This window comes from Catonella sp. (genome assembly GCF_052173895.1).
GTDB lineage: Bacteria > Bacillota > Clostridia > Lachnospirales > Lachnospiraceae > Catonella.
In genome coordinates, this window is the sequence record NZ_JBQMXS010000036.1 from 1 (window position 1) to 18,383 (window position 18,383).

Here is an 18,383-nt window from a genome sequence, read left to right on the forward strand (position 1 = left end):
TGCAACTATATGCAAAATCTTTCCATTTATGCTATATCCAAAAATTAGACAACTAAAATTTGGAAAATCATCAGGATATTCCTCTATTATTTCTCCCGTTACAATTCCATTTTTTACATCTGCACGACTTATATCTCTTTCCTGCATTCTTTGTAGACAATGTGCAGCCCACATAATTTTTGATTCGTCACATAGTTTTCTGTATATCTCAATTTCCATTAAAAATTCCTTCCATTCCAGCCCCAGTTAGTAGTTGTCTCATACTTTACATAAATTCTCTCAGGTTCTATTCCGAGAACCTCATTAAAAATCTTTGTTATTTCAGCAGTTAAATTACTGAAAGCCTCTTTATTCTCATTTCCGAATACATTTACCTCAACATAGGCTATATCCTTCTCATTACTGCCCTTAAAATAAAGATGGCTCTCAGGCTCAAAATTTAACATAAGCCAAGCTTCACTCTTACCCGGTACAAGTTCAATGGCTTTTCCAAGTTTTTCTTTTACTACAACTTCCTCTTCTCTTGTAATCTTCTTTGTAATTTTTGAATTAATAAATGGCATAGTTTTTCTCCTTTCTACTTTCCCATACAAAAATCCTTAAATATCTTATCAGCCAAGTCCTCGCTGGTGGTATCCCCTGTAACTTCTCCGATGGCATTATAAGCATTCATAAGGTCAATAGTATAAAAATCCTCCGAAACTCCCGAATCAATAGACTCCAGTACCATATTCAAACTTTCTTTTGCCCTTCTTATAGCACCTTCCTGTCTAAGATTGGAAAGATAAATTTCATTATTAAAGTCCAATTCCCCATTAAAAAACATTGCCTTAATAATCTCAGTCAATCTTTCTATTCCAATCCTTTTCTTTGCTGAAATTTCGACTGAGTTAAACTCCAAAAATTTCTCATACTCCTCATCTGTTAAACCTCTTTCAAGGTCTGTCTTATTTAATATAAGTACAGTCTTTTTTGACTTTATTTCAGTAAGCAGTTCCTTATCCTCTGTTGAAAGTGATTTAGATACATCTATTATCATAAGTACAAGGTCAGCATCATTTAAATGCTCCTTTGCCCTCTCTATTCCCATTCTCTCAATCTCATTGTCAGTCTCTCTAATTCCTGCCGTATCCACAATATTGAGTGAGATATCCCCAAGGCTCACATTTTGAAACAGGGCATCTCTGGTTGTACCCGGAATATCCGTAACTATAGCTACTTCTTCCCCCGAAATATAATTAAGAAATGAAGACTTGCCCACATTCGGCTTACCTACTATTACGGTCTTAATACCCTCTTTAATTATTCTGCCTTTACCTGCATTTTCCAAAATGTTATTCAGGGCATTTATATTATTAACTACATTTTCCCTTATCTCTTCCGATTTTCCGTCAAGTGACATATGCTCCGGATCGTCAAGGGCTGCCTCTATATAAGCCATATCAGTTAAAATACTGTCTTTTACAGGCTTTAACTTATCCCCTATTCCTCCGTTTAATCTTCTACCTGCACTCTTTATGGCATAATCGCTATCTGCCCTTATGATATCCATAACAGCCTCTGCCTGTGTGAGGTCTATTCTTCCTGAAAGAAAGGCTCTTTTTGTAAATTCACCCGGCTCTGCCAGCCTCGCACCTGCTTTTATAGCAGTTTCAAGCACTTTTTTTGTTATAAATGCCCCTCCATGACAGTTTATTTCTACCACATCTTCCCTTGTATAAGTCTTCGGTTCTTTCATAAATGAAACCAATACCTCATCTACTATCTCTGTCTCATTATATATATGTCCATATTTTATAGTATGGGTTTTTATTTTTTCTACATCAGTAGAAGATAATTTCATAAGCTTTCTGGCTATATCAAAGGCTTCATCTCCACTTATTCTGATTATACTTATTCCTGAATTTCCAACTGCCGTAGAAATTGCTGTAATTGTATCATTCATAATTATTACTCCACTCTTCTCTTAAAGTTTAATATTTTATACTATCCTCCAACAACCATTCAATCAGATTTTTTACCTGAATATATAAATATTCCATTTATAGAATATTTTCCTTAAATTTACAATAATTTTCCCATTTCGGAATATTATTATTTTTGTAAACTCCTAACCCCATACTATCACAATTTTCCCTCATAAACAACAAAATCCCTGTAGAACTAAGTACTCAGTTCTACAAGGATTATTTTTACTATTCTACATCTGCTGTGTCATCATACTCTTCTTTTTCATACTTCTTAGTATAATTCCTGTTATAACCATTCTTACGATATGGCTTTCTTCCATAAGGCTTTTTACCATAACCTTTATTATATCTGTTATTATAATAAGTTCTCTCACCCTTTGGCTTAACAACTACCCTACGGTAAGGATCACTGCCTTCGCTGAAAGTTTCACAATCATTATCAGCCTGCAAAGCAGAGTGAATTATTCTTCTTTCAAACGAATTCATAGGCTCAAGTGAAACCTGTCTACCTGTTCTCTTTACCTTAGATGCTATGTTCTTAGCAAGATTCTCAAGGGTTTCCTTTCTTCTTATTCTATAATTTTCAGAATCAAGCTTAACCTTTACATACTCGCTACTATCTTTATTTATGGCAAGGCTTACTATGTACTGAAGAGAATCAAGAGTCTGTCCTCTCTTTCCTATAAGCACTCCCATATCGTCTGCCTTAACATCTATGTTAAGTTCATTTTCTACTGTATCAAATTCCACATTTATAACTGTTTCAAGATTCATAGCCTTAAATACATCTGTAAGGAATTTTACTGCATTAGCCTTAGCCTCTTCCTGTCTGCTTATAGAAACAGGCTCTTCCTTTTCAGTTTCATCAAACTTCTTTTTAGGTTTTCTAACCTGCTCAGATACTGCTTTTTCTTCCTCTTTTACTTCCTGACTTACTTTTGCAGTTACAGGTCTTTCTACCTTAGCAGGCTTAGCTGCCACTTCAGAAACAGCCTTAGTTTCCTTAATTCTTACTCTTATCTTCGCATCATGTCTTCCTATAAATCCTAAAAAACCTGAACTTTCTTTTTCAAGCACTTCTACATCCATTTTATCGCTTGTAGTTCCAAGTCTAGCCAAACCCTCATTTATTGCATCATCAACTGTTTTTGCTGAAATCTCAATCCAATTATTACTCATAATATACCTCCAATACCTAATCTCTCTTTAACATATTAGCCACATCTGAAATATTAGTAGCCTTATACTCACCCTCACGCTTTTTATAATCCGTAATCTTATAGTTATTTTTTGTCTTAATTGTAATTCCTTTTTCAGTATACTTAGTATCATCTGATGAATTATCATCAATCTTCTTTGTATTTGTATTTGCTATTGACTTAGTTGAAGTATTTGCAAACTGATTAAACTTCTCAGCTACAGGTGCCTCTCCCCTTTTTGCACGAAGTTTTGCAGCCTTTTCCTGATTCTTTCTTATCATTTCTTCAACATCTACATTTTCAAGCAATTTATTAAAGAAATACTGCTGTATTATCATCATCACACTACCTGCAATCCAGTAAACACCAATACCTATTGGAAATGTAAGACAGAAGAATGCCTGCATAAATGGCATAAAATTCATCATATTCTTATTAATAGCAGCAGCCTGATCATTAGTATTTGTCTGTGGCTGATTCTTAAACATCTGCTTACCATTTATGAACTGCAATACACCTGCAAGTATAGGCACTATAAAAGTAATAGGGTTTGAAAATCCCGGCACATCTGAGATTGAAAAAAGTCCAAATACATTATTTATATGTTCTATTTCAGTAGAATTAGTGGCTATTACATTTGAAATACCACTGAAACTTGCCTTAAGTGCCTCCCATTTATCATGGTTAAATGTAGCAAGTACATCTATCACAGAGTTTAATATAACACTTTTATCACCCTCTGTAACTAATTTTACTGTATTGCTGTTAGCTATTTTAGTAATGGTATCAGCATAATTTTGCTGCTCCATAAGAGGAGTAGCAATACCTTCATACAGGTTTCTGATAGCAGGCATATAAGCCGGCATACTCTGAACTATCCTATAAAGACCGAACATTATAGGAAGTGTTATAAGTACCGGAAGACAGCCTGATAATGGATTTGAACCATATTTTTCATAAACTGCCTGAGTTTCCTGCTGCATTCTTCTTTGTGACTCTGCATCACGCTTGCCCTTATATTTTTTAGAAATTTCCTGAAGTTCAGGACTCATTTTTGATGTGAGCTTTCCTACTTTCTGCTGTTTGTAATAAATAGGAATCATAAAAGCTCTCATTATAAATGTAAATAATACAATACAAAGAGCAGCATTTTCTATTCCGATTGAAGAAAATACTGCATAAATACCATTCATTATATATGCAAGTATCCTTGCAATAGGACCTACTATGGCACCATTATACTGAGTTAGTGCAAATACTTGTTGGATCAAACTACCTTCCTCCTAAATCTTTCTTTAAGGTACAAAATCAACACCGCCCTTTGACAGAGGATGACATCTCATAATTCTCTTTACACCCAAATAAGAGCCCTTTAATGCCCCATACTTTTCAATAGCCTGAATAGCATAAGTTGAACAAGATGGAATAAATCTGCACACAGGACTCCCTTTATAAGGAGATATATGATTTTTATAAATTTTTATTAAAAATATAAGAAATTTCTTTATCAATTTTAATCATCTCTTTCCCTTTGGAGCAAGTGATGTAATTTACATAAATGAATATATGCACTCTCTACATCTTTATATTTCTTATCTTTAATACTTCCTCTGGCTATAATAACGATATCATAACCTCTTTTAATCTTTTCATTGTTGAGCCTTACGCTCTCTCTTATCAATCTGGTTGCTCTATGCCTAACCACACTATTGCCAACTTTTTTACTAACTGATATACCTACTCTATTTTCTTCGGTTCCATTATGATACATATACATAACCAGATACTTGTTGGCATAAGATTTTCCATTATTATAAACTTTTTTGAATTCCCTTGAATTCTTCAACGAATTAGGTAACATATTTTTCCTTGATAAACAAACGGACACCGGCAAGGCCTGTGTCCTTATTGTTATTGTAACTGATTATGCAGATAATTTCTTTCTGCCCTTAGCTCTTCTTCTAGCTAATACTCTTCTGCCATCAGCTGTCTTCATTCTCTTACGGAATCCATGAACCTTTGATCTCTGCCTCTTCTTAGGCTGGAATGTCATCTTCATTTGGTACACCTCCTTAACTCACTCTAGTTTAGCGATTAAATACAATCAACCCTTATAATATCAGCATATTTCTCAAAAATCAAGATAAAAGTTTCTTTTTATTACTTTTTATTCTTTCTATCAGTGTAGACTGTATTCTATACAATTTATTCACAATTATTCTACAAACATCTACTCACTTATCCACATAATGTTTATAAGTTGTGGATAAGTCGTGATTATTTTAATAAATTCCCATTTTTATTGTTTTACAGTAATTTGTTATAATGTTTATAATGTTATTCTATAAATGTCGATAACTTATACAATACTGTATATTTACTCACTTATCCACAAGTTATTAACATATTTTTGTGGATAACTTGAATAACTCTTTAATATATTAGGTTGTATTTTATCTTATTTTGCGATAGAATATATGTATAAAGGAGTATTTTGTCTTATGAAACAATTAGTTAGCAAAAATTGGGATGCAATACTGGAAATGCTTGAAAATGATTTTGAAATAAAACCGGTATTATTTAAAACTTTTATTAAACCTCTTAAGGTTTATGATGAAAATGATGATACAGTTGTTATTCTAATGGATGATGAAGTTTATCAACACAATGATTCTTATGTTAAGGAAAAGTTTTATGCCTTTATTAAGAATTCAATTGAAACTGTTACATCTAAGTCCTATAATCTAAAATTTATATCTAAAGAAGAATTGGGCAGTTATGATGCTACAAAAAATGAACATAATTTGCTTAGGGAAAGGGCTGCAAGTGCTAACCTTAACCCCAACTATACCTTTGATACTTTTGTAGTTGGAGATAATAATCGCCTTGTTACTGCAGCTGCCCTTTCTGTTGCAGAAAATCCGGGTACTAACTGGAATCCTCTTTTTATATATGGTGGTGTCGGACTTGGAAAAACACACTTGATGCATTCAATAGCTCATTACATCCTTGAAAATCAAAAAGATGCAAGGGTTCTTTATGTTACAAGTGAACAATTTACTAATGAAGTTATTGAGGCTATAAAAGAAGGCGTACTTGCTTCTAAAGAATTTAGAAAAAAATACCGTAACATAGATGCACTTCTTATTGATGATATTCAGTTCGTTATAGGAAAAGAAAGAACTGAAGAAGAATTTTTCCATACCTTTAATGAACTTTATCAGGCAGGAAAAAGAATAATAATTTCATCAGACCGTCCTCCTAAGGACTTTACTAATATTGAAGATAGGATTAAATCTCGTTTTGGAAGTGGTATGCTTTCAGAAATTAATCCTCCTGATTATGAAACAAGAATGGCAATATTAAAAAAACGCTGTGAACTTGAACAAGAACATCTTAGCGATGAAATTCTAAATTATATAGCTACAAATGTAAATTCAAATATAAGAGAGTTAGAAGGAGCATATAAAAAAGTAACTGCTCTTAATAAACTTGTAAATGTAAATACTGAGGCTACTTTAGAAATAGCCAAAAATGCCTTAAAAGATATTATTAATCCTAATATTAAAAATGTTATAACTATTGATACTATTATAGATGTAGTAGCAAGCCATTATGAGCTTTCAATAGATCAGCTTCGCTCTTCAAATAGAAGTAGTAATGTAGCTTATCCAAGGCAGATTGCTATGTACTTATGCAAACAGCTTACCTCTGCTTCATTAAAAGAAATAGCATCTAAACTTGGAAAAAAAGATCACTCTACAATAGTTCATGGAATTAAAAAAATAGAAGATGATCTTGAAAATGAGAAAAAATCAAACAGTACTGAACTTTCAGTTAAACTTGATGTAATTAAAAAACTCATTTCTTCTTAAAATCCAATGTTTATAACTTTGTGATAATCATTGGATAATTTGGATTATTATGTTTTTAAGCTGTGAATAGCTATTTTCAGATTTATTTTATTTCCACACACTTATAAAAAGCTCAAAAGACTGATTTTATGCTGTTTTATTAGCTTATAAACATATTCACTATCCCTACTACTACTAAGTATATATTTTATATATATAGAAATTATCCACCTACTAAGAGAAAATAAACTGCTAAGGAGAAGTTATGTTAATAAAAATAAATCAAGGTGATTTGATAAAAGGAATTAATATTGTAATAAAAGCAATTTCTTCTAGAACAACCTTACCTATTCTTGAATGTATAGTAATAAAAACAGTTGACAATAGTATAAGACTCCTTGCTAATGATATGGAATTAGGAATAGAAACTATTATTAATGGAGAAATTATCGAATCCGGAAGTATAGCTTTAAAATCAAAAATATTTTTTGATATAATAAGAGGTTTTCCAAATGATTTAGTTGAAATAAATACAGATATTAATTATAAAGCAATAATAAAATGTGGTAAAAAAACTTCAACAATAGATGGACAAAGTATAGATGAATTTCCAATTTTACCTAATATAGAAATAATAAAAAATATTGAAGTTTCACAATATACTCTTAAAGAAATGATTAAACAAACAATATTTTCAGTATCTGTTAACGAAAACATGAAAGTAATGACAGGAGAGCTTTTAGAAGTAAATAATAATCATTTAAGAATGATAGCTCTTGATGGACATAGAATATCTATAAGAAAGGTTTTACTTAAAGGAGAACATGAAAATATTAAAGCTATAGTTCCAAGTAAAACTTTAAACGAAATAAGCAAGATTCTTTCAGGAGAAGTAGATGATACAGTTGCTATATACTTCTCAAAAAAACATATAGTTTTTGAATTTAACAATACTACTGTTAATTCAAGACTTATAGATGGTGAATTTTACAATGTTGACCAAATGATTTCAAGTGATTATGAAACTAAGATTAATATAGACAGAAGAGAATTTCTTGAAAATATGAATTCAGCACTACCTTTTATTACTGAAAAAGAAAAAAAACCTGTAATACTTGATATAACAGAAAATAATATAAATTTTAGCATAAAAACGGCTACAGGAAGTGTAGATAATGACATGGAATTATCTAAAGATGGAAAAGATATATTAATAGCTTTTAATCCGGTGCTTGTTATGGATGCATTAAAAGTAATAGAAGATGATAATATAGATATTTATTTTTTAAATGCTAAAGCACCATGTTCTATAAAAAACAAAGAAGAAAGTTATTTATATATAATTCTTCCTGTAAATTTTAATCCTGAAGATATTTAATTATATATAAGTGGAGGTATCTATGCAGGTTATAAAAATAAAAGATGATTATATAAAACTTGGCCAGCTTATAAAACTTGCTGGTTTTGCAGATAATGGAGTGGAGGCAAAGTATTATATCCAGAACAGTTTAGTATTAGTTAATGGTCAGATAGATACAAGAAGGGGAAAAAAAGTTGTTCCTGGTGATATAGTTTCTTTTAAAGGAAAAGAAGTAAGGGTTGAGGCAAATGATAATTAAGTCTCTAGTACTTAGTGATTTTAGAAATATAGAGAATATCAATATTGAATTTGGACAAGGTCTTAATATTATATACGGAGATAATGCACAGGGAAAGACAAATATACTTGAATCTATATATGCTGCAACTACAACTAAATCTCATAAAAATAGCAAAGATAAAGAAATGATAACCATAGGCAGAGATGAGTCGCATGTAAGAATTATTTTTAATAAAAATGGTTTAGACAGAAAAGTTGATATGCATTTAAAAAAAAGTAAATCCAAAGCTATGGCAATAGATGGAATACCTGTTCATAAATCCTCTGATGTATTTGGGATAGCACAGCTTATTTTATTTTCTCCGGAAGACCTTAATATGATTAAAAATGGACCGGCAGAGAGAAGAAGATTTATAGATATGGAATTATCCCAAATAAATCGAATATATTTGTATAATCTTTCCAAATATAATAAAATATTAGTTCAGAGAAATAATCTTTTAAAGCAGATTTCTAATGATATGAATATACTTGATACACTTGATGTGTGGGATGAACAGTTGGTTCAGGTAGGGGCTGAGATTATAAAGAATAGGAGAAAATTTATATCTGAACTTGATGAGATAATAAAACCTATTCACAGTAGGCTTACCGGAGGTAAGGAAGAGCTGCAGATAGAGTATAATCCAAATGTTATTGAAGAAGATTTTTCAGATAAGTTAAAAAGAGGCAGAAGTAGTGATATTTACAATAAAACTACTTTAATTGGGCCTCAGAGAGATGATGTAACATTTTATATAAATAAAAATGATGTAAGAAAATATGGTTCTCAGGGACAGCAAAGAAGTACAGCACTTTCGCTAAAACTTTCGGAAATAGAACTTTTTAAGAAAAAAACTGGGGATAATCCTATTTTGTTACTAGATGATGTACTTTCAGAACTTGACAGGAGCAGACAAAATTATCTTATAGAGAGTATAGGTGATATACAAACTATTATTACTTGTACCGGTCTTGAAGAATTTGTTGAAAATAAAAAGGCTGATGGCAGGATATATAAGATAAATAGTGGTAAAATTGATGATTAAAGTGAGGTAAAAAAATGAGTGCAGAATACGGAGCTGACCAGATTCAGATACTTGAAGGACTTGAGGCAGTTAGGAAAAGACCCGGTATGTATATTGGTTCTACATCCCTTAAGGGACTTCACCATCTTGTATATGAGATAGTGGATAATTCCGTAGATGAAGCACTTGCAGGTGAGTGCAGTCATATAGAGGTATTTGTAAATAAAGATAATTCTATTACAGTAGTAGACGATGGTCGTGGAATACCGGTAGGTATTAATTCAAAGTCAGGACTCCCTGCTGTACAGGTTGTATTTACAGTTCTTCATGCCGGTGGAAAATTTGGCGGTGGAGGATATAAGGTATCAGGAGGACTTCATGGTGTAGGTGCATCTGTTGTAAATGCTCTTTCTGAATGGCTTGAAGTATTGGTAGAAACAGATGGAAAAGCATATAAACAGCGTTATGAAAGAGGCAAGGTAGTTACAGAACTTACAGAAATAGGTGATACAGAAAGACATGGAACTACTGTTACATTTTTACCTGATAGTGAAATATTCGAAGAAACAGTATTTGACTATGCAACTATAAAACATCGCCTCAGAGAAATGGCATTTCTTACAAAAGGTCTTAGGATAAGCCTTACTGACAGAAGAGAAGAGAATAAAAAGACAGATAGTTTCTACTATGAGGGTGGAATTATGGAGTATGTAAGTTATTTAAATAAAAATCAAAATGTTATTTATGATAAGATTATTTATTGTGAGGGAAAGAAGGGTACAGTTCAGGTAGAAGTGGCACTCCAGCATAATGATGGTTATAATGAAGGATGTTACAGTTTTGTAAATAATATAAATACTCCTGAGGGAGGTACACACCTTACAGGATTCAGAAATGCTTTAACAAAAACTTTTAACGAATATGCAAAGCTGATGAAGTTAGTTAAGGAAAATGACCCTGCTCTTACAGGTGAAGATATTAGAGAGGGAATGACAGCTATCGTAAGTATCAAGATTCCTGAGCCTCAGTTTGAAGGGCAGACTAAGCAAAAACTTGGAAATAGTGAGGCAAGAGGAGCAGTTGAAACAATAGCAAGTGAGCAGATTATGATTTTCCTTGAACAAAATCCTGCTATAGCTAAGATGATAGTTGAAAAAGCATTGTTAGCTCAGAGGGCAAGAGATGCGGCAAGAAAGGCAAGAGACTTAACCAGAAGAAAGACAGCACTTGAATATATGAATCTTCCGGGCAAGCTTGCCGACTGTTCGGATAAGAACCCTGATAACTGTGAAATTTACCTTGTAGAGGGAGATTCTGCGGGTGGTTCTGCAAAAGATGCAAGAGATAGGGCTACACAGGCTATACTTCCACTTAGAGGTAAGATTCTTAATGTAGAAAAATCAAGACTTGATAAAATACTTGAAAATAAAGAAATACAGTCTATGATAACAGCTTTTGGTACAGGTATACATGACGATTTTGATATAAGTAAACTTAGATACAAAAAAATTATAATAATGACTGATGCGGATATAGACGGAGCACATATAGATACACTTATGCTGACATTCATTTACCGTTTTATGCCGGAACTTATAAAGCAAGGTCATGTTTACCTTGCACAGCCTCCTCTTTACAAAGTGGAGAAGGGAAATAAGATATGGTATGCATATAATGATAAAGATCTTGAAAAAATAATGTCTGATATAGGGCGTGATGCCGGCAATAAGGTTCAGCGTTATAAAGGTCTTGGAGAGATGGATGCAGAGCAGCTTTGGGAAACTACTATGGATCCTGAAAGACGTGTACTACTTAAAGTTATGATGGACGAGGAAAATGTTTCAGAAATAGACCTGACTTTCAATACACTTATGGGTGATAAAGTAGAGCCAAGGCGAGAGTTTATTGAGCAGAATGCTAAGTATGTAAGGAATTTGGATATATAACAAATTTAATATGGGCTGTTGTATTAAGAATGAGATACACAAAATACAGTAATAATTTGATGATAAATTTACTATATATTGTTGAACTTTTTCTTAATTGCAACAGCCCCATTTTTATCCAAATAATCCTAAGAAATCAAACCGAAAATCAAAAGTAAAATTGATAATCATATATATCACGAAAAAAAGAAGTATAATTGCGCCTATTTTACAATTTGCAATATATAAATCGGAACAATCTGATGAACCATAACTTTTCCAACTTTCAGTAATTTTATATATTAGTTCATACTTAAAATAAAGTAAATAACTTAAAGTAAGGAAAAAAATACAAATGAATACAACCAGATAAATATTGCTATTATCATTTGAAGCTGCCTCACTTGCTGTTTCAATTTGTTCCAGTATTTCAGAATCAAACTCAGACATGTCAATTTGTACAGAGTAATTCATTAACATATATATTACCTCCTAAAATAATAATAAAACTAAACACAAATCAACTTTTTTAAGTATACAATAAAATGATGTGGGCGTCAAAAGTATTTGATGACCATTGATACAGGATTACTATAGCTTCGCTTATCGCAATCCTTGCAAAAATATTCGTAATCCGCTCATTTTTTTTGCAAAAAATGGCTGCTTACTCATATTTTTTGCGTGTCAAAAGATAATAAATTCTTTTGCAAGCAAGCTTGCACAGAATTTTTATACTTTTGACACTTGTATCATAAAATAAGATTTTCCAAAAGTATATTATTTAATCAAATTTTGTGATATAATATTGTTTTAGAACAGAAAAAGCTTAGAAGATGAAATTTTATCTTTATAAGTTAAAATGTAAGGAAAAGGATAAGAGAATGGACGAGAATATTTTTGACAGGATTAATGAAGTAGACTTAAAAAAGACTATGGAAGATTCCTACATAGACTATGCTATGTCAGTAATTGCGTCACGTGCCTTGCCTGATGTAAGGGACGGGCTTAAGCCTGTACAAAGAAGAATACTGTATGCTATGAAGGAGCTTTCCAATACTCCTGATAAGCCACATAGAAAATGTGCCAGAATTGTCGGCGATACCATGGGTAAATACCACCCACATGGAGACAGTTCTATTTATGGAGCCCTTGTAAATCTTGCTCAGAGCTGGTCTACCAGATATATGCTTGTAGACGGACATGGAAACTTTGGCTCTGTGGACGGAGACGGAGCAGCAGCTATGAGGTATACAGAGGCAAGGCTTAGCAAAATTTCTGTGGAAATGCTTTCAGATATAGAAAAGGATACTGTAGATTTCATACCTAACTTTGATGAAACAGAAAAAGAGCCTACGGTTCTTCCTTCAAGATATCCTAACCTGCTTGTAAATGGAGCATCAGGTATAGCTGTAGGTATGGCTACTAATATTCCTCCGCATAATCTTGTAGAAATAATAAATGCAGTAAATAAAATTATAGATAATAAGATTATTGAAGATAGAGATACTGAAATTGATGAGATTCTGCAAATAGTAAAAGGTCCTGATTTTCCAACGGGAGCAAATATACTTGGGAGAACAGGAATAGAAGAGGCTTATAGGACAGGAAAGGGTAAAATTATAGTTAGAGCCGTAACGGACATAGAACCTATGGCAAATGGAAAGAACCGTATAGTTGTGACTGAACTTCCATATCTTGTGAATAAAGCAAGACTTATAGAATATATAGCCGATATGGTGAAAAATAAGAGAATAGACGGAATTACAGAACTTCGTGATGAGTCAAACAGAAATGGTATGCGTATCTGTATAGAGTTAAGGCGTGATGTAAACCCAAATATTATTCTCAAAAAACTTTATAAACATACCCAGCTACAGACTACTTTCGGTACAAATATGCTTGGACTTGTAAATAATGAGCCTGTGGTTATGAACCTTAAACAGATGCTAGGTTTTTACCTTGAGCATCAAGAAAGTGTTGTCAGAAGAAGAAGTCAGTACGAGCTTAATAAGGCAGAAGAAAGAGCACATATTTTAAAAGGACTTCTTTTAGCTCTTGATTATATTGACGAGGTTATTAGTATAATCAGAGGTTCAAAGACTACTGCAGAGGCCAAAGAGAAATTGATGGAAAGATTTGGTTTTGATGATGTTCAGGCTCAGGCAATAGTAGAAATGCGTTTAAGGTCGCTTACAGGTTTAGAAAGAGAGAAACTTCAGGGCGAATATGACAGCTTACAGGTAAGAATTAAGGAATTAAAAGAAATTTTAGCTGATATAAAAAAATTACTTGGTGTAATCAAGGAAGAAATTACAGTAATTCGTGACAAGTATGGTGATGAGAGAAGAAGTCAGATAGTAGCAGATGATTCTGATATTACAAATGATGATTTGATTCCTGATGAAAATACCGTAATTGCTATGACAAATATGGGATACATCAAGAGAATGACAACAGATAATTTTAAAAGTCAGAACAGAGGTGGTAAGGGCATAAAGGGAATGCAGACCATTGAAGAAGATTTTATAGAAGATCTCTTAATGACTACTACACACCATTATATACTTTTCTTTACTAATAAGGGAAGAGTATATAGGCTTAAAGCATATCAGATACCTGAGGCAAGCCGTACAGCCAGAGGTACAGCTATGGTAAATCTCTTACAACTTCAGCCAGAAGAACAGGTTACAGCAGTTATAAATATCAGAAAAGAAAAGACAGACGGATATTTATTTATGGCTACCAAGCGTGGTATAGTTAAAAAGACTGCTCTAAGTGAATATACCAATATAAGAAAGACAGGATTGCAGGCTATTAATTTAAGGGAAGATGATGACCTTATAGAAGTTAAACTTACTAACAATGAAAATGATATCTTCCTTCTTACAAAGAACGGTATGTGTATAAGATTTAATGAAAAAGATGTTCGTCCTACAGGTAGGGCATCTATGGGTGTAATAGGTATGACCATAGATGACACTGATGAAATAGTGGCAATGCAGCTTGACACACAGGGTGAGCAGCTCCTTATAGTTTCTGAAAATGGTCTTGGAAAGAGAACAGAAATTTCGGAATTTACAACTCAGCACCGAGGAGGAAAGGGTGTAAAATGCTACAAGATAGTAGAAAAGACAGGTCTTGTTATAGGTGCTAAGTCAGTAAATGATAATAACGAAATAATGCTTATCACAAAAGCCGGTATAATTATCCGAATGGCAGTTGAAAGCATATCTATTCTTGGAAGAGTTACCTCAGGAGTTAAGCTTATGAATGTAGAAGGAGATAATGTGATAGCTAAGATAGCTAAGGTAAGAGAAGATGATAAGGCAGCAGTAGAAGAAGAAACTGTTGAAAATGCTGATGAAAACAGTAATCATTAAGATAATAAATTAATTAAACTCAAATTTGGGTTAACTTTGAAAATGCTAAGTTAGAGGTAAAACCATGACTTAGCATTTTTAATGTGAAATTATAGAATTGTACAAGAAAGATAAAGAAGTTTTATTTAACAAATTAACAGAGGAAAAGCATGAAATCACCAAAAAGTAAGATAAAACAAGAACTTACCAAATTATGGACTGGAGAACTTGTTGCTGTTATATCATTTTGGATATGTTTTTTTATTTTCAAAAAGTGGCTTATAAATACAAAAATGTTAATTTCTGTTATATATCCGTTGACTGTACTAAGTTTGATCCTTATTCAAGGCTCAATATACTGGTTAATTCTGTTAAGAAGGCTATCCATGCCGCAGTTTGCTATAACAAATACAAAAAAGATATACAGCATACTTAAAACTGTTGATTTTCTTTTATTATGCCTCGGTATTCCTATAATTATACTTAATTATATAAATGTTAATGTTGTGATGTCTGCAATTTTCATTCTGGCATTTGCACTAATTGAGTGGATAAATTATTATAAAATACGATTATCTTACAGCTATAATCCTTTAGTTTTATTGAAACGGATTAAAAATGGGAAACTGTCAAAGAGTAGATTAGCAAGAGAGATCAGTAAAAGATAAATTGAAATTAGTGAGGGTTAAGATGGATTTAATACATGACAGGAATAGCAATATTTTGTTTAGTTTACATGATAGTAAAATAAAGAAAATTACATTTAGAAACAATATTTTGACATTATACCTTAACAAAATATTTCAATATACAAAAGATGGAGAAAAAATATATTCCGGAGAAGTTTTGTTTTATGACAGCGATTTAGACGAATGTAGTATTTTAATATTTGATAGAACAGTTTATGAAGGTGATTTTTCAGGAAAAGCCATAAGTTTAATTGAGTATATGGAAGAGTATTCAAATGCAGAGTTTGAAATTTTAATAGAAGGATACTTTGGATATTATACAACATATACAGGATGGATTTGGATAGAAGGAAAAGAGCCTGTATCCGCAATCATGTATATTTGGAATACTGGTGATATGGTTTATAGGATTGATAGCTAAATTTGAAGTTGTTAAGGAGGTAAGTAAAATAATGAAAACATATCAGGATATAAACAAAGAAACCATTGACAGATGGGTTGAGGAAGGTTGGGAATGGGGGAAACCAACTTCGCATGATGAATATATCAGTGTAAAAAATGGAGAATGGAAAGTTTTTCTTACTCCGACTGTTTCAGTTCCACATGAGTGGCTTGGAGATTTAAAAGGAAAGAAAATCTTAGGTTTAGCATCAGGTGGAGGGCAACAAATGCCTATATTTAATGCGTTAGGGGCGGACTGTACGGTACTTGATTATTCTTCAAAGCAAATAGAAAGCGAATTTTTAATTGCTGAAAGAGAAGGCTATAATATTAAAGCAATTGAAGGTGATATGACAAAAATTTTGCCTTTTGAAAATGAGACTTTTGATATAGTGTTTCATCCTGTTTCTAACTGTTATGTTGAAGATGTCCAACATGTTTTTAATGAAGCATATAGAGTTCTGAAAAAGGGTGGTATTTTTCTTGCAGGTTTAAATAATGAGATAAACTACATTGTGGATAATGAAGAAAAAGAAATTGTTTGGAAAATGCCTTTTAATCCATTAAAAGATAAAGCGGCTAAAGAATATATGATTAAAGAAAAATCCGGAATGCAGTTCTCTCACAATATAACGGAGCAGATAGGTGGACAATTAAAGGCTGGGTTTACTCTGCTTGATATATATGAAGATACAAATGGTTTTGGTAGGCTGCATGAACTGAATATTAAAACATATATTGCAACAAAATCAGCTAAATTATAGAAATAGATAAATTAGAATTTGTCGCTTTCAAATTATTTAGCAAAGTTGACGCTCCGAATGATAACATTTCAGACTCGCTCCGGCATCCGCTTCGCTGCGCCTAATGCGCTCGCTTAGAATTTATCATTCGGAGCTGATACCATAGATTTATACAAATAATAACTCGAATACCAAATTAAAGACAGCCCCTATCGCCACCCAATGTGGCTAATGTGTTTGTTTGCAATCATTCATCAATTAAACAGCCTGAGTTGATAATGCCTAAGCGAGCGCATTAGGTTTTTCGTCAAAAGAACTATTCTAAAATTGCCTCTTTCAGAAAAACCGGAGCGAGTCTGGACATTTATCAGCGAAGGCGTGACTTAGTAAATCAAACAAGCACATTAGCCCTACAACTTCAAATTTAAAAGGAGGTAACTATGGTTAATTGGAAAGAAATACCTAAAATAGATGCACATATACACTTAATGCCGGAGGATGTTATTAAAGCTAACAGTGGATTTGGCTCTAACTTTGCAGATTATGGAAGTGTAAATGATTATAGAAAGATTATGGAACAGTATAATATTGAAATGGCATTTGTCATGCCTTTTAACGATCCATACATGCTTTCTATGGATTTTAATATTGAAACAGTATATTCTAATATGCTTGATATAGCAGCAGGAATACCGGGAAAACTACACTGCTTTGCTGATGTTGATATTAGAAAAAATATTAATGAGACATTGGAAGAATTAAATAAAGTACTTGTTAAGGATGAATTCATAGGTATTAAACTTCATCCTACAAATACAGGATATCCTATTGATGCTTATTATTATGATAAAATATTTGAATATGCAAGTGATAAAAACATTTTGCTTGAAATTCATTCATATCCAAGAGAACATTTGAAAGATGATGTATGTTCACCAGGCAGAATTAAAAAAATGTTAGATAAATATCCGAAAGTGAAATTATCAATAGCACATTTAGGCGGATTTCAATTTGAAGAATTATACAAAATGGATGCATACTTTAATATTTCAGCTATTTTACCTGATTATGTAAATAGATTTGGGATAAAGAAAACAAATGAGATTTTACGTTTGATAGGTGTTGATAAGCTGGTTTTTGCAACAGATTATCCGGATAGCAGATGTTTAAAGCCAACTGAAATTTATGATAAATATTTTGAAATACTTGATAAAATGGATTTTTCACTGAAAGAAACAGAGGATATATGTAAAAATAACGCTTTGAGAATGCTATCTGTATATAGAAAATTATGATTTATATTAGAGTAGCTGCGAGATAAATTAGATTTGTAATTATAACTATACTATATATAGATTGGAATAAGATTAAAACCACAAATTGTATTAAATTGAGCAAACAATTAATAATATTTAAAAAAGTTATTGACATTAGCTTTATCTTTTGATACACTAATATATGCATTCGCTTGGCGGACGCACATAACAGAATAAGTTATAAGCGCATTGTTCAGTCTTTGGAGAAATACTCAAGAGG

General features: G+C 32.2%; 19 protein-coding genes. 10 read left to right on the forward strand and 9 right to left on the reverse strand.

Annotation, left to right across the window (positions count from 1 at the left end; all coding sequences use genetic code 11):
* The 8 genes from ACTTG8_RS07655 to rpmH form a co-directional block, all read right to left on the reverse strand.
* On the reverse strand, nt 1–219 hold a 219-nt coding region (locus ACTTG8_RS07655), incomplete at its 3' end, for a DUF4258 domain-containing protein (RefSeq protein WP_442561536.1).
* A complete protein-coding gene (locus tag ACTTG8_RS07660; RefSeq protein ID WP_442561537.1) occupies nt 219–563 on the reverse strand; it encodes a phenylpyruvate tautomerase MIF-related protein in 345 nt (114 codons plus the stop codon). The genes ACTTG8_RS07655 and ACTTG8_RS07660, both read right to left, overlap by 1 nt.
* A gap of 14 nt (nt 564–577) precedes the next feature.
* Entirely contained in the window at nt 578–1,945 is a 1,368-nt protein-coding gene (gene mnmE / locus ACTTG8_RS07665) for a tRNA uridine-5-carboxymethylaminomethyl(34) synthesis GTPase MnmE (RefSeq protein WP_442561538.1), read from the reverse strand.
* Nucleotides 1,946–2,195: 250 nt separating this feature from the next.
* The gene (jag, locus tag ACTTG8_RS07670) at nt 2,196–3,149 is read right to left on the reverse strand and encodes an RNA-binding cell elongation regulator Jag/EloR (protein WP_442561539.1); all 954 of its coding nucleotides are present in this window, start codon (nt 3,147–3,149) and stop codon (nt 2,196–2,198) included.
* Between the two features lie 16 nt (nt 3,150–3,165).
* Complete coding sequence (locus tag ACTTG8_RS07675) at nt 3,166–4,440, reverse strand: YidC/Oxa1 family membrane protein insertase (RefSeq protein WP_442561540.1); 1,275 nt, start codon at nt 4,438–4,440, stop codon at nt 3,166–3,168.
* A 24-nt stretch (nt 4,441–4,464) separates the two neighbouring features.
* Nucleotides 4,465–4,680 carry a membrane protein insertion efficiency factor YidD gene (gene yidD / locus ACTTG8_RS07680; protein WP_442561541.1) on the reverse strand — a complete coding sequence of 72 codons (216 nt, stop codon included), beginning with the start codon at nt 4,678–4,680 and terminating at the stop codon, nt 4,465–4,467.
* A 2-nt stretch (nt 4,681–4,682) separates the two neighbouring features.
* Nucleotides 4,683–5,030 (reverse strand): ribonuclease P protein component, encoded by a 348-nt coding sequence (gene rnpA, locus ACTTG8_RS07685; protein WP_442561552.1) that lies wholly within the window; start codon nt 5,028–5,030, stop codon nt 4,683–4,685.
* A 63-nt stretch (nt 5,031–5,093) separates the two neighbouring features.
* The gene (gene rpmH / locus ACTTG8_RS07690; protein ID WP_023355110.1) at nt 5,094–5,228 is read right to left on the reverse strand and encodes a 50S ribosomal protein L34; all 135 of its coding nucleotides are present in this window, start codon (nt 5,226–5,228) and stop codon (nt 5,094–5,096) included.
* 442 nt (nt 5,229–5,670) lie between these two features.
* On the opposite strand from rpmH, the gene dnaA reads away from it, so the two are divergent.
* The 5 genes from dnaA to gyrB all read left to right on the forward strand — a co-directional run bounded on the left by dnaA (nt 5,671) and on the right by gyrB (nt 11,636).
* Nucleotides 5,671–7,044, forward strand: a complete 1,374-nt coding sequence (gene dnaA / locus ACTTG8_RS07695; protein ID WP_442561542.1) for a chromosomal replication initiator protein DnaA — start codon at nt 5,671–5,673, stop codon at nt 7,042–7,044.
* A gap of 244 nt (nt 7,045–7,288) precedes the next feature.
* The gene (dnaN, locus tag ACTTG8_RS07700) at nt 7,289–8,401 is read left to right on the forward strand and encodes a DNA polymerase III subunit beta (protein WP_442561543.1); all 1,113 of its coding nucleotides are present in this window, start codon (nt 7,289–7,291) and stop codon (nt 8,399–8,401) included.
* A gap of 22 nt (nt 8,402–8,423) precedes the next feature.
* Entirely contained in the window at nt 8,424–8,642 is a 219-nt protein-coding gene (locus ACTTG8_RS07705; protein ID WP_442561544.1) for an RNA-binding S4 domain-containing protein, read from the forward strand.
* Nucleotides 8,632–9,711 carry a DNA replication/repair protein RecF gene (gene recF / locus ACTTG8_RS07710; protein ID WP_442561545.1) on the forward strand — a complete coding sequence of 360 codons (1,080 nt, stop codon included), beginning with the start codon at nt 8,632–8,634 and terminating at the stop codon, nt 9,709–9,711. The genes ACTTG8_RS07705 and recF overlap by 11 nt, the downstream gene beginning before the upstream one ends.
* Nucleotides 9,712–9,725: 14 nt before the next feature.
* Complete coding sequence (gyrB, locus tag ACTTG8_RS07715; RefSeq protein WP_442561546.1) at nt 9,726–11,636, forward strand: DNA topoisomerase (ATP-hydrolyzing) subunit B; 1,911 nt, start codon at nt 9,726–9,728, stop codon at nt 11,634–11,636.
* 114 nt (nt 11,637–11,750) lie between these two features.
* On the opposite strand, the gene ACTTG8_RS07720 is transcribed toward gyrB, so the two are convergent.
* A complete protein-coding gene (locus ACTTG8_RS07720; RefSeq protein WP_442561547.1) occupies nt 11,751–12,095 on the reverse strand; it encodes a DUF6199 family natural product biosynthesis protein in 345 nt (114 codons plus the stop codon).
* Between the two features lie 401 nt (nt 12,096–12,496).
* Between ACTTG8_RS07720 and gyrA the strand changes: the two genes are divergently transcribed.
* The 5 genes from gyrA to ACTTG8_RS07745 all read left to right on the forward strand — a co-directional run bounded on the left by gyrA (nt 12,497) and on the right by ACTTG8_RS07745 (nt 18,142).
* Nucleotides 12,497–14,995, forward strand: a complete 2,499-nt coding sequence (gyrA, locus tag ACTTG8_RS07725; protein WP_442561553.1) for a DNA gyrase subunit A — start codon at nt 12,497–12,499, stop codon at nt 14,993–14,995.
* A 149-nt stretch (nt 14,996–15,144) separates the two neighbouring features.
* Entirely contained in the window at nt 15,145–15,642 is a 498-nt protein-coding gene (locus ACTTG8_RS07730; RefSeq protein WP_442561548.1) for a hypothetical protein, read from the forward strand.
* 22 nt (nt 15,643–15,664) lie between these two features.
* A complete protein-coding gene (locus tag ACTTG8_RS07735) occupies nt 15,665–16,084 on the forward strand; it encodes a hypothetical protein (RefSeq protein WP_442561549.1) in 420 nt (139 codons plus the stop codon).
* 31 nt (nt 16,085–16,115) lie between these two features.
* Nucleotides 16,116–16,868 (forward strand): class I SAM-dependent methyltransferase, encoded by a 753-nt coding sequence (locus tag ACTTG8_RS07740; protein ID WP_442561550.1) that lies wholly within the window; start codon nt 16,116–16,118, stop codon nt 16,866–16,868.
* 419 nt (nt 16,869–17,287) lie between these two features.
* Nucleotides 17,288–18,142 (forward strand): amidohydrolase family protein, encoded by an 855-nt coding sequence (locus ACTTG8_RS07745; RefSeq protein ID WP_442561551.1) that lies wholly within the window; start codon nt 17,288–17,290, stop codon nt 18,140–18,142.
* Nucleotides 18,143–18,383 lie beyond the last annotated feature (241 nt).

What these genes read in the sequence shown, in the direction of transcription:
- gyrB (WP_442561546.1), top strand. Translation starts at nt 9,726, where the DNA reads ATGAGTGCAGAATACGGAGCTGACCAGATTCAGATACTTGAAGGACTT.
- ACTTG8_RS07660 (WP_442561537.1), bottom strand. Translation starts at nt 563, where the DNA reads ATGCCATTTATTAATTCAAAAATTACAAAGAAGATTACAAGAGAAGAG.
- jag (WP_442561539.1), bottom strand. Translation starts at nt 3,149, where the DNA reads ATGAGTAATAATTGGATTGAGATTTCAGCAAAAACAGTTGATGATGCA.
- rnpA (WP_442561552.1), bottom strand. Translation starts at nt 5,030, where the DNA reads ATGTTACCTAATTCGTTGAAGAATTCAAGGGAATTCAAAAAAGTTTAT.
- ACTTG8_RS07705 (WP_442561544.1), top strand. Translation starts at nt 8,424, where the DNA reads ATGCAGGTTATAAAAATAAAAGATGATTATATAAAACTTGGCCAGCTT.
- ACTTG8_RS07735 (WP_442561549.1), top strand. Translation starts at nt 15,665, where the DNA reads ATGGATTTAATACATGACAGGAATAGCAATATTTTGTTTAGTTTACAT.
- dnaN (WP_442561543.1), top strand. Translation starts at nt 7,289, where the DNA reads ATGTTAATAAAAATAAATCAAGGTGATTTGATAAAAGGAATTAATATT.
- ACTTG8_RS07720 (WP_442561547.1), bottom strand. Translation starts at nt 12,095, where the DNA reads ATGTTAATGAATTACTCTGTACAAATTGACATGTCTGAGTTTGATTCT.
- ACTTG8_RS07745 (WP_442561551.1), top strand. Translation starts at nt 17,288, where the DNA reads ATGGTTAATTGGAAAGAAATACCTAAAATAGATGCACATATACACTTA.
- mnmE (WP_442561538.1), bottom strand. Translation starts at nt 1,945, where the DNA reads ATGAATGATACAATTACAGCAATTTCTACGGCAGTTGGAAATTCAGGA.
- dnaA (WP_442561542.1), top strand. Translation starts at nt 5,671, where the DNA reads ATGAAACAATTAGTTAGCAAAAATTGGGATGCAATACTGGAAATGCTT.
- gyrA (WP_442561553.1), top strand. Translation starts at nt 12,497, where the DNA reads ATGGACGAGAATATTTTTGACAGGATTAATGAAGTAGACTTAAAAAAG.
- recF (WP_442561545.1), top strand. Translation starts at nt 8,632, where the DNA reads ATGATAATTAAGTCTCTAGTACTTAGTGATTTTAGAAATATAGAGAAT.
- rpmH (WP_023355110.1), bottom strand. Translation starts at nt 5,228, where the DNA reads ATGAAGATGACATTCCAGCCTAAGAAGAGGCAGAGATCAAAGGTTCAT.
- ACTTG8_RS07730 (WP_442561548.1), top strand. Translation starts at nt 15,145, where the DNA reads ATGAAATCACCAAAAAGTAAGATAAAACAAGAACTTACCAAATTATGG.
- ACTTG8_RS07740 (WP_442561550.1), top strand. Translation starts at nt 16,116, where the DNA reads ATGAAAACATATCAGGATATAAACAAAGAAACCATTGACAGATGGGTT.